Raw genomic sequence first — 11,100 nt, forward strand, 5'->3', positions numbered from 1 at the left:
ACCAGCCCTGTCGGCCTGATCACCTGCTCAACCACGTCGCCGCTCACGCGCCGCAGCTCATACGGACCGGGCGTGGCCGACAGGTAGAGGGTCTGGCCGATCCGGTCGCAGAACTCGTCCCACGTCAGCGGCCTGTTGTCGATCGCGCTCGGCAGCCGGAAACCGTGCTCGACCAGCACCCGCTTGCGGGACACGTCGCCCTCGTACATGGCGCCGATCTGCGGCACCGTGACGTGCGACTCGTCGACCACCAGCAGGAAGTCCTCGGGGAAGTAGTCGAGCAGCGTGTTCGGCGGGCTGCCCGCCTCGCGGCCGTCGATGTGCCGCGAGTAGTTCTCGATGCCGGAGCAGCTGCCCACCTGCCGCATCATCTCGATGTCGTACGTGGTGCGCATGCGCAGCCGCTGCGCCTCGAGCAGCTTGCCGCCCCGTTCCAGCTCCGCGAGCCGCTCGGCCAGCTCGGCCTCGATGCCGGCGATGGCGCGCTCCATCCGCTGCTCGCCCGCCACGTAGTGCGAGGCGGGGAAGACGTACAGCTCGTCGTCCTCGCTGATCACCTCGCCGGTCAGCGGGTGCAGGGTGGACAGCCGCTCGATCTCGTCGCCGAACATCTCGATCCGGACGGCGAGCTCCTCGTACTGCGGGATGATCTCGATCGTGTCGCCGCGCACCCGGAAGGTGCCCCTGGTGAACGACAGGTCGTTGCGGTTGTACTGCATGCCGACCAGCTGCCTGAGCAGGCCGTCCCTGTCCACGGTGTCGCCGATCCGCAGCGTGAGCATCCGGTCCACGTACTCCTGCGGGGTGCCCAGGCCGTAGATGCAGGACACGGACGCCACGACGACCGTGTCCCGCCGGGTGAGCAGCGAGTTGGTGGCGGAGTGCCGCAGCCGCTCGACCTCGTCGTTGATCGAGGAGTCCTTCTCGATGTAGGTGTCGGTCTGCGGGACGTACGCCTCGGGCTGGTAGTAGTCGTAGTACGAGACGAAGTACTCGACCGCGTTCTCTGGCAGCATCTCGCGAAGCTCGTTCGCGAACTGGGCGGCGAGCGTCTTGTTCGGCAGCATGACCAGGACGGGACGCTGCAGCCGCTCGGCTATCCACGCGACGGTCGCGGTCTTGCCGGTCCCGGTCGCGCCGAGCAGGACCGTGTCCTTCTCGCCCGCCCGGATCCGCCGCTCGATCTCGGCGATCGCACCGGGCTGGTCTCCCGCGGGAACCATGTTCGTGACGACATTGAACGGCGCGAGCCTGCGCTGCAGGTCCGTAACCGGCCGCACCGCGCCACCTCCTCCCGGCCATTCCTGGCCGCTCCCGGCCGCCGTGCTCCCCCGCGGCGGCTCACGATCCAACACTACGGCGGGGGTCTGACATTCCGGCCGGGCGGTTGCGATCCTGCGGGGCTGCGAGCCCGTACCGTCCCGGGAGAGCGGGGGGCCGCGCCGCGCCCGCAGCGACCGGGGTCGGGTCTCGAGCTCGCCCCGTTCCGGCCGGATATCTCACATACTGGGACGATTTTGCCAACTTGGGACCCGGGACGCAGCGTCTGTGCCCAGCTTTGTCCCGTTTTGTCCATGCAGCTCGGGTCCTAAGATGTTCCGGCCACGCGAAGGGCGTCCGGCATGGAGCGCGCTTAACCATCCGGGCCCGGGGTTCGTCATAGAAGGGTGAAGCGTTCCCGAGGAAAAGAGAATCCGATGAGACAACTGAGAACCGGCGGTTGCGTGATCGCGCTGCTGGGGCTCCTCGGCTTGGCGACCGCTTGCGCCTCGGCGCCCGTTTCCCCGGCGGGCAGCGGAGCGCGGGAGACCGCGATCACGACCAGCGCGGCGCCGTCGGGGGCGGTAGCCGGGCACTCGCAGACAGGCGCGGCGGAATCGGCGGCGAGCGCGGCGGCGGCCAAGGCGGTGGCAGAGAAAGAAGCGGCGGCCAAAGAGCACGGAGCCGTTGCCACGGCCAAGGCCGGCGCCGCCGTCAAGCGCGCCGACTTGTTTAACGGCGTTTCCTGCGCTGGCGCGCAGTGTGTCGCCGTCGGCGCGTGGTACTACGGCATCACCCGTGAGCACACGCTGGTCGAGCAGTGGACGGGCAAGGCGTGGATCCTGGAGCCGTCGCCTGACGGGCCGAAATACAGCAGTCTCGCAGCCGTGTCCTGCGCTCCGGCCAGCTCGGCCACTTCGGCCGGCTGCCTGGCCCTTGGCGCCCCGATCCTCGCCGGGTACGGCAGCCACTGGCGGGTCATCGCCTCGCCCAGTGACGCCGCCGACTTGGACGCGGTCTCGTGCGCGAGCGCGGACGCGTGCATGGCGGTAGGGACGGGAAGCGGGACGGCGCTCGTGTTCGCCACCTGGAACGGCAAGACCTGGCATGCCGGGACGATGCACGCCCCGCCGCCGCAAGCACAGCAGGCCGACATCGCCGCGGTGTCGTGCGCCGCGGCGGACGACTGCGTGGCGGTCGGCAACTACGCCTACGGGCTCACCGCCCAGCCCAGCCCCGCCTACCGGGACAAGACGCTCGCCGAGCGATGGAACGGCCGCTCCTGGAGCCTGCTGCCTGGCACCGTGGACGTGAGCCACAACGACGAGTTCACCGCCGTGTCCTGCCCGGCCGCGGACGACTGCACCGCTGTGGGCGACAACCAGGGGCAGTATCCGCTGGCCGAGCGCTGGAACGGCAAGACCTGGCGGGTCGAGCCGATGCCCACGGTGAGCAGCATCGGCTACCTCGAGCTGGCCGGCGTGTCCTGCCCGGCTGCGGGCTTCTGCGTCGCGGCCGGCACCTACCAGGACACCCCGGTGGCGGAGACCTGGGACGGGAAGACGTGGCGGCTAACCCAGCTGCCTGAGCCGCCGGGCGGCGACCTCTACACGCAGGTCAGCGCGGTCTCCTGCGCAAGCTCGCAGTCGTGCGTGGCGGTGGGCGACACCGTGCCCGCGAACACCTTCGCCGAGGTGTACGCACACGGCAAGTGGCGGCTTTCGGCCACGCGGAACCCGACCTGAGGCGCTGCCCGGCCGCCGCGCTAGGGTAGCCGCGGCCGGGCAGGCCGGCCCGGCGGAGGGAGAATCATGCTGCGGGTCGGGCTGACCGGCGGGATCGGGGCCGGGAAGAGCGAGGTGTCCCGGCGGTTCGCCGCGCTCGGCGCGGTCGTCATCGACGCGGACACGGCCGCGCGGGAGGTGGTCGAGCCCGGCACACCCGGGCTCGACCGGATCGCGGCGGCTTTCGGGCCGAAGGTGCTGCGGCCCGACGGTTCGCTGGACCGGGCGCGGCTGGCGGCGATCGTGTTCGCGGACGGCGCTGCGCGGGCTCGGCTGAACGCCATCGTCCACCCGCTCGTGCACGAGCGGATGCGGGCCGCCGAGGCGGCCGCCGTCCGGGCGGGCGGCGACGGCCTGGTGGTCGTGCACGACGTCCCGCTGCTCGCCGAGGGCGGCGAGCAGCGGGCGGCCGGGTTCGACCTGGTCATCGTCGTGGACGCGCCGCCGGACGTGCAGGCCGAGCGGCTCGCGGGACAGCGCATGATGACGCAGGAGCAGGCACTGGCGCGAATGGCGGCCCAGGCGAGCCGGGAGGCGCGCCTGGCCGTTGCCGACATCGTCATCGACAACTCGGGTACGCTCGCCGACCTGGACCGGCGGGTGGCCGAGGTCTGGGCGGACCTGCGGGCCCGTGCTGACGGCTGATCCCCGGCGCTGATAACAGCAAGAAAGATCCGGGCCGGGAGAACGCCGTGCCGCCGTACCCGGGGTCGGGTACGGCGGCACGGGCGCCGCTGTTCGTTCGGTTAGCTCTGGCCGGACAGCTTGTCGCGCAGGGCTGCCAGGGCCTCGTCCGAGGCGAGGGTGCCGCCGGGAGCGCTCGGCTCCGCGGCGGGACGAGCGCCGCGCGGGGCACGGCCGGAGGGCTGGCCCGGCGTCCCGGCCCCTGACGGCCCTGGTGTCCCTGACGGCTGGGCGGCCGCCTCCTCGCCGGCTTCGGCCTCCCCGCCTTCTTCCTCGGCCTTGGCGCGGGACTCCTCCACCTGCCGGCGGTGCGCCTCGAAGCGGGCGCGGGCCTCGGCGTACTGCCGCTCCCACTCCTCACGCTGCGCGTCGTAGCCGGGCAGCCATTCCCCGGTCTCCGGGTCGAAACCCTCGGGGTACTCGTAGTTGCCCTGCTCGTCGTAGGTGGCGGGCATGCCGTACAGCGTCGGGTCGAAGTCGTCGCCGACCGCCTCGCCGATCGTGCCCTCGTTGGCCTGCTTGAGCGACAGCGAGATCCGCCGCCGGTCCAGGTCGATGTCGATGATCTTGACGAAGATCTCCTCGCCCACCTGGACGACCTGCTCGGGGATCTCCACGTGGCGGTCGGCCAGCTCGGAGATGTGCACCAGGCCCTCGATGCCCTCCTCCACCCGGACGAACGCGCCGAACGGCACCAGCTTGGTCACCCGGCCGGGCACGACCTGCCCGATCTGGTGGGTGCGCGCGAACTGCTGCCACGGGTCTTCCTGGGTGGACTTCAGCGACAGCGAGACGCGCTCGCGGTCCATGTCCACGTCAAGGACCTCGACCGTGACTTCCTGGCCGACCTCGACGACCTCGCCCGGGTGGTCGATGTGCTTCCAGGACAGCTCCGACACGTGCACCAGGCCGTCCACCCCGCCGAGGTCGACGAACGCGCCGAAGTTGACGATGGACGAGACCACGCCCTTGCGGATCTGGCCCTTGCGCAGCGTGTTGAGGAAGGTGTGCCGGACCTCGGACTGGGTCTGCTCCAGCCAGGCCCGCCGGGACAGCACCACGTTGTTCCGGTTCTTGTCCAGCTCGATGATCTTGGCCTCGATCTCGCGGCCCACGTACGGCTGGAGGTCACGGACCCGGCGCATCTCCACCAGCGAGGCCGGCAGGAAGCCGCGCAGCCCGATGTCCAGGATCAGGCCCCCCTTGACGACCTCGATGACCGTGCCGGTCACGACGCCGTCCTCTTCCTTGATCCGCTCGATCGTGCCCCACGCGCGCTCGTACTGTGCCCGCTTCTTGGACAGGATGAGGCGGCCTTCCTTGTCCTCCTTCTGCAGGACAAGCGCCTCGATCTGCTCGCCGGTCTTGACGACCTCGTGCGGGTCGACGTCGTGCTTGATCGATAGTTCGCGGGACGGGATGACGCCCTCGGTCTTGTAGCCGATATCGAGCAAAACCTCGTCTCGGTCGACCTTGACGACGGTGCCCTCAACGATGTCACCGTCGTTGAAGTATTTGATGGTTTGGTCGATCGCGGCGAGGAATGCCTCCTCAGACCCGATGTCGTTGACCGCTACCTTGGGGGTCGAGGTGGCTTGCGTGCTGCTCGTCATGTGTGGGTTGGCTCCGGATACGGACAGGATCAGGGATGGTGGTGCGCCGGGAACTTATGCAGTGAACGCGCGGGACCTGCGTGGCCGGGTCGGCCACGACACGCCCGGCGGCCGGCAATGCAGCCAGCCGACCCGCGGGTCAGGTGACTGCGATGGACCGCACGAGGACACAGCGCAGCGTTCAGAATATGAAGTAATGGCTGGCGGGTCAATTGAGCTGGGCTACAGCTAGGTCTCAGGTTTGTGAACCGGGGCCGTCTAGTGGGCGGCTTCGGCCCAGCTGCGGCCGGTGCCGGTGGAGACCTCGAGCGGGACGCGCAGGTCGGCCGCGCCGCTCATCGCCTCGGTGACGAGCGCGCGCACGCCGGCGAGCTCGCCTGGCGCGATTTCGAAGATCAGCTCGTCGTGCACCTGCAGCAGCATCCGCGAGCGCAGCCCGGCCGCGGACAGCCGGGACGCGACCCGCAGCATCGCCACCTTGATCACGTCGGCGGCGGAGCCCTGGATCGGGGCGTTGAGCGCCATGCGTTCGGCCATCTCACGGCGCTGACGGTTGTCCGAGGTGAGGTCGGGCAGGTAGCGGCGGCGGCCCATGATCGTCGAGGTGTAACCGTCGAGCCGGGCCTGCGCCACCACCGACTGCAGGTAGTCACGCACCCCGCCGAACTCCTTGAAGTACTCCTCCATCAGCCCGCGCGCCTCCTCCACTGACACGCGCAGCTGCTGGGACAGCCCGTAGGCGGACAGCCCGTACGCCAGCCCGTAGTTCATCGCCTTGATCCTCGCCCGCTGTTCCGGGCCGACCTCGTGCGGCGGCATGCCGAACACCCGGGACGCCGTCGCGGCGTGGAAGTCGTGACCCGACTCGAAGGCGGCGATGAGCGCGGCATCGCGGGACAGGTCGGCCATGATGCGCAGCTCGATCTGGCTGTAGTCCGCCGTCAGCAGGGTCTCATATCCCCCGCCGACGACGAAGCCCTGGCGGATGCGGCGGCCGAGTTCGGTGCGGATCGGGATGTTCTGCAGGTTCGGGTCCGTGGACGACAGCCGTCCGGTCGCCGCCACCATCTGGTTGAACGTCGTGTGGATCCGGCCGTCCTCGCCGGCCATCGGGATCAGCGAGTCCACGATCGACTTCAGCTTCGCCACGTCCCTGTGGTGCAGCAGGTGCTCGAGGACCGGGTGGTCGGTCGCGGCGAGCAGGCTGGTCAGCGCCTCGGAGTCGGTCGTGTACCCGGTCTTGATCCGCTTGGTCTTGGGCAGCCCGAGCTCGGTGAACAGCACCTCCTGCAGCTGCTTGGGCGAGCCGAGGTTGAACTCGTGCCCGACGACCGAGTAGGCGGCCTGTTCGGCGGATTTCACCTCGCCGTACAGGGTCGCCGACATTTCCGCCAAGTGATCGGTGTCGGCCGCGATCCCGGTGCGCTCCATCTGCGCGAGCACGTCGACAAGCGGCAGCTCGATCTCCGCGAGCAGCCGCGCCGCGCCGCGCCTTTCCAGGTCCGCGTCCAGCGCCGCGGCGAGGTCGAGCGTGGCGCGGGCGCGCAGCACGAGCGCGGTGGCGCTCTCCTCCTCGCCGGAGCCGTCCAGGGTCAGCTGCTGCGGCTCTTCGGCGTCCCCGCGCAGTTCCTTGCCGAGGTAGCGCAGCGCGAGGTCGGCCAGGTCGAAGGTCCGCTGGCCCGGCAGCGCCAGGTACGCGGCGAGCGCGGTGTCGCTGGTCAGGCCGGCGAAGGCGAACCCGTGGGCGGCGAACGCGTGCATCGGCCCCTTGGCGTCGTGCATGGCCTTGGGGTAGCGGTCAGCACCCAGCCAGGCCGCCAGGGCGTCGGTGTCCGCCGGGGTCAGCGCCTCGGGGTCGAGGTACGCGCCAGCCCCGTCCGCCGCGGCGATGCCGATCCCGGTCAGGTTTCCCGTGCCGCGCCCCCAGGTGCCCGTGACAGCCAGCCCGGCTCGTTCTGCTGACTGGTGCTCGGTCAGCCAGGCGGGAACCTCATCGGGTCCGAGCACCGAAGTCTCCACCTCAAATCCTGACATGTCCGCCGCGGCGGCAGCGGCGCGGTCAGGGGCGCTGACGCCCGCGATGCCGTCCGGCAGGGTCTGGTAGAGCCGGTCGCGCAGCACGCGGAACTGCAGGGTGTCGAAAAGCTGGTGGATCGTCTCCCGGCTCCACGGCTGCGGCACCAGGTCGCGCGGCAGCGCGCCGACCGTGGCCTCCGGCAGGTCGCGGACGAGCGCGGTGAGCTGGCGGTTGCGCAGCACGCCGCCCAGGTGCTCGCGCAGCGCGTCGCCCGCCTTGCCCTTGACCTCATCGACCCGGTTGACGAGCTCGTCAAGTGACCCGAAGTCCGCGATCCACTTCGTCGCGGTCTTCTCCCCCACCCCCGGAATGCCGGGCAGGTTGTCGCTCGGGTCGCCACGCAGCGCGGCGAAGTCCGGGTACTGGTCCGGCGTCAGCCCGTATTTCTCGACCACCGCCGCCGGGGTGAACCTGGTCATCTCCGTGATGCCGCGGCGCGTCATCAGCACGGTGACCTTGTCGCACACAAGCTGCAGCACGTCGCGGTCGCCGGTGACGATCAGGACGTCCATGCCGTCGGCCGCCGCCTGCGTGGCGAGCGTGGCGATCAGGTCGTCGGCCTCGTAGCCGGGCGCGGACAGGCGGGGGATGCCGAGCGCGTCGAGCACCTCGAAGATCAGGCTCAGCTGGCTGCGGAAGTCCTCGGGGGTCTCGCGCCTGTTCGCCTTGTATTCGACGTACTGCTCGTGCCTGAACGTGGGCTCGCCGCGGTCGAACGCCACCGCCACGTGTGTGGGCTGCTCGTCGCGCAGCACGTTGATGAGCATCGCGGTGAACCCGTACACGGCGTTGGTCGGCTGGCCTGTCGTCGTGGAGAAGTTCTCCACCGGGAGCGCGAAGAACGCCCGGTAGGCCAGCGAGTGCCCGTCGAGCAGCAAAAGCCTGTCAGTCACCCTCCGATCCTAATGACTGCGCGACGGTGCCCGGCTGCTCAGCGCGGAACAGCCGGGCACCGTCATGTCGCCGGTTAGAAGAAGCCGTTCGACGAGAACGCGAAGATCGTCGTCGAGGTGAAGGTGTCGTTCGGGCCGAGCACCGTGGACGGGAAGTCCGGGTTGTTCGGCGAGTTCGGGAAGTGCTGCGTCTCGAACGTGTAGCCGGCGCCCTGGCGGTAGGTGTCGCCGCTGATACCGGTCAGCGTGCCGGTGAGGAAGTTGCCGCTGTAGAACTGGACGCCCGGCTGGTCGGTCCAGACGGTCAGCTCGCGCCCGCTGCCCGGGTCCCAGGCGCGGGCAGCAAGGTTGAGGCCGTCCGGGCCAGTGGTCTGCGGGGTCTGCGCGTTCAGTATCCAGTTGTGGTCATATCCCTGGGCGATGAGCAGCTGGCTCTCGCCGTTGGTGAGCGAGTCGTAGCTCGCGGGGACGTTGTCCGGCGCGCTCACGTCGTCGATCCGTGACCCGATCGTGTGCGGGGTGCGGAAGTCGAACGGCGTGCCGGCGACGGGGACGCCGTCGGGCAGCCCGGGCAGCGGTATCTGCGTGGTGTCGGTCGGCGAGTAGTTGTCGGCGTTGATCTGCACGTACTGGCCGTAAGCCGAGCCGGCGGGCGAGTTCTCCCCTGCCAGGTTGAAGTAGCTGTGGTTGGTCAGGTTCACGACCGTGCTCAGCGTGGACGAGTCGTTGACCGCCTGGTAGTGGATCGCGTACTGGTTCTGGTTGTTCAGCGTGAACGTGACGTCCACGGTGAGCTGGGCGGGGAATCCGGTGCACCCGTCCGGGCAGCCGGGGCTGCCGACGGCGCCGCTGGAGTCGCCGTTCGGGCTCACGAGCTGGAGCGTCACGCCGACTTCCGACTTGGTGTCGATCAGGGCGCCGACCTGCGACCAGATGTGGTCGCCGAAGCCGACCAGGCCGCCGTGCAGGTCGTTGACGCCGTTGTTGATCGGCAGCGTGTACGTCTGCCCGTTCAGCTTGAACGTGCCGTCGGCGATCCGGTTGGCGTACCGGCCCACCGTCTCTCCGAAGTACGGGCCGCCGTTGACGGTCACCGGCGGGCTGTCGTAGGTGACGTAGTCCTGCAGGGTCTTGAAGCCGAGCACCACGTCCGCCGTCTGGCCGGAACGGCCAGGCACGTCGATCGCCTGGGTGATCGCGCCGTAGGACAGGAGCTCGACCTGCATGCCCCTGGCATTGGTCAGCGTGTACCGGTACGTCGGCGTGTTCAGGCCGGTGTACGGCTCGATCGTGCTGCCGAAGTACTGCTTGGTGATGCTCAGCGCGCCGTGCCAGCGCGGTGGCTGCACGGTCGCCGCTGGCGCGCTGGTGGCCGCGATGGCGCCCCCCGCGGTCAGGATGGCCACGATGATCGCTGCGACCGCGGACCTGGCGATTAGGCTACTGCTCCTCCAACTTCCCATCTTTGTGCGCATGAAGGCTTCCCTTCGTTGGGGTCCCGTTGGGCCGGCCTCACTGTGGGCCCGGTAGCCGGCCCGGCATGCGCATGCTTACTTGGCGATTGTGAACGCTAACACCGTGAAAGTCACGCGATATCGAGCAAAGTCTCACTCATTCCGTCGATGTGTGGCCGAAGGCCGCAGAGCTATGTGAAACCGGAGGTTCCGGTGGTGACACAAGGTCCCCGTGACTGGCTGCACGGACCGCGCGACGCAAACCGGTCATCGCCGCCGCAGCTGGGACGACACGCCGATGGCTATGAGATTGTTATCTATTCCCGGCCGAACACGCTCCGCCGCAATTGCATCCACACGTGCCCCTGTATAAGCCGCGACGCCGGCGGAACCTGCCCAGTTCGCAGCCGCTAAGCCGGGGACGAGCGCGCACAGGGCTACCGTACGTCACCAAATCAGGAATCATCTGGGTAAACGTGGCGGAATCACAGGCTGACTTTCCGCGGTCCAAAGGGGGAACTGACCTTTGCCGTCCGGGCGGCGGATCGCTAACGTGTGGACAGCGGACCCGGGGGCCCAAGTAGAGAACGTGTCAGCCCGGGGAAGGCGGACACGGTACCAACGGGTCCCCGGGTCCCCGGGGACCCCCGCTGGCCGGTCAGCCTTTCCCGGCGCCGCCCCTGTCGGTGCCGGCCTTGTCCGTGCTGCCCTTTTCGCCGCCCTTTTCGCCGCCGCCGCCCGCGTCCGCGCGCATGGAGCCCTCGATCACGGCCTCGGCGACCTTGCGCATCGTCAGCCGCCGGTCCATCGAGGTCTTCTGGATCCAGCGGAACGCCTGCGGCTCGGTCATCCCCTGCTCGGACTGCAGCAGCCCCTTCGCGCGGTCGAGCAGCTTGCGCACCTCCAGCCGCTCCCGCAGCGTGTTGACCTCGGAGTCCAGCGCGCGGATCTCGGTGAACCGGCTGACCGCCATCTCGATCGCGGGCACCAGGTCGGCCTTGGTGAACGGCTTGATCAGGTAGGCCATCGCGCCCGCCTCGCTGGCCCGCTGCACGAGGTCGCGCTGGGAGAAGGCGGTCAGGATGATGACCGGGGCAAGCTGGCTTGAGGTGATCTGCTCGGCGGCCGAGATCCCGTCCAGGCCCGGCATCTTCACGTCCATGATCACCAGGTCGGGCCGCACCTGCTCGGCGAGCCGCACCGCGCTCTCGCCGTCGGCGGCCTCGCCGGCTACGACGTAGCCCTCCTCTTCGAGCATCTCGCGCAGGTCGAGGCGGATCAGCGCCTCGTCCTCCGCGATGACGACCCGCAGCCGGCCGGATTCCGGCGAACTCG

At 69.5% G+C, this 11,100-nt stretch carries 7 protein-coding genes; 2 read left to right on the forward strand and 5 right to left on the reverse strand.

Annotated elements, in window-relative coordinates:
* Nucleotides 1-1,280 (reverse strand): DEAD/DEAH box helicase family protein (locus Q1N79_RS01195; protein ID WP_300603040.1); only part of this gene is annotated, 1,280 nt, incomplete at its 3' end.
* A gap of 417 nt (nucleotides 1,281-1,697) precedes the next feature.
* Here Q1N79_RS01195 and Q1N79_RS01200 point away from each other — a divergent pair.
* Together Q1N79_RS01200 and coaE are read left to right on the forward strand one after the other, a co-directional pair.
* Nucleotides 1,698-3,005 carry a hypothetical protein gene (locus tag Q1N79_RS01200; RefSeq protein ID WP_300603043.1) on the forward strand — a complete coding sequence of 436 codons (1,308 nt, stop codon included), beginning with the start codon at nucleotides 1,698-1,700 and terminating at the stop codon, nucleotides 3,003-3,005.
* A 66-nt stretch (nucleotides 3,006-3,071) separates the two neighbouring features.
* Nucleotides 3,072-3,689 (forward strand): dephospho-CoA kinase, encoded by a 618-nt coding sequence (gene coaE / locus Q1N79_RS01205; RefSeq protein WP_300603045.1) that lies wholly within the window; start codon nucleotides 3,072-3,074, stop codon nucleotides 3,687-3,689.
* Nucleotides 3,690-3,790: 101 nt separating this feature from the next.
* On the opposite strand, the gene rpsA is transcribed toward coaE, so the two are convergent.
* From rpsA to Q1N79_RS01225, 4 genes are all read right to left on the reverse strand, one after another.
* Entirely contained in the window at nucleotides 3,791-5,341 is a 1,551-nt protein-coding gene (gene rpsA, locus Q1N79_RS01210) for a 30S ribosomal protein S1 (RefSeq protein WP_300603047.1), read from the reverse strand.
* A 258-nt stretch (nucleotides 5,342-5,599) separates the two neighbouring features.
* Entirely contained in the window at nucleotides 5,600-8,311 is a 2,712-nt protein-coding gene (gene polA, locus Q1N79_RS01215) for a DNA polymerase I (protein ID WP_300603050.1), read from the reverse strand.
* Between the two features lie 74 nt (nucleotides 8,312-8,385).
* Nucleotides 8,386-9,717: an aldose epimerase family protein gene (locus Q1N79_RS01220; RefSeq protein ID WP_300603052.1), complete on the reverse strand. Its 1,332-nt coding sequence runs from the start codon at nucleotides 9,715-9,717 to the stop codon at nucleotides 8,386-8,388.
* A 706-nt stretch (nucleotides 9,718-10,423) separates the two neighbouring features.
* Nucleotides 10,424-11,077 carry a response regulator gene (locus Q1N79_RS01225; protein WP_300603054.1) on the reverse strand — a complete coding sequence of 218 codons (654 nt, stop codon included), beginning with the start codon at nucleotides 11,075-11,077 and terminating at the stop codon, nucleotides 10,424-10,426.
* Nucleotides 11,078-11,100: the final 23 nt, after the last annotated feature.

The sequence above is a fragment of the Trebonia sp. genome (assembly GCF_030042015.1).
GTDB lineage: Bacteria > Actinomycetota > Actinomycetes > Streptosporangiales > Streptosporangiaceae > Trebonia.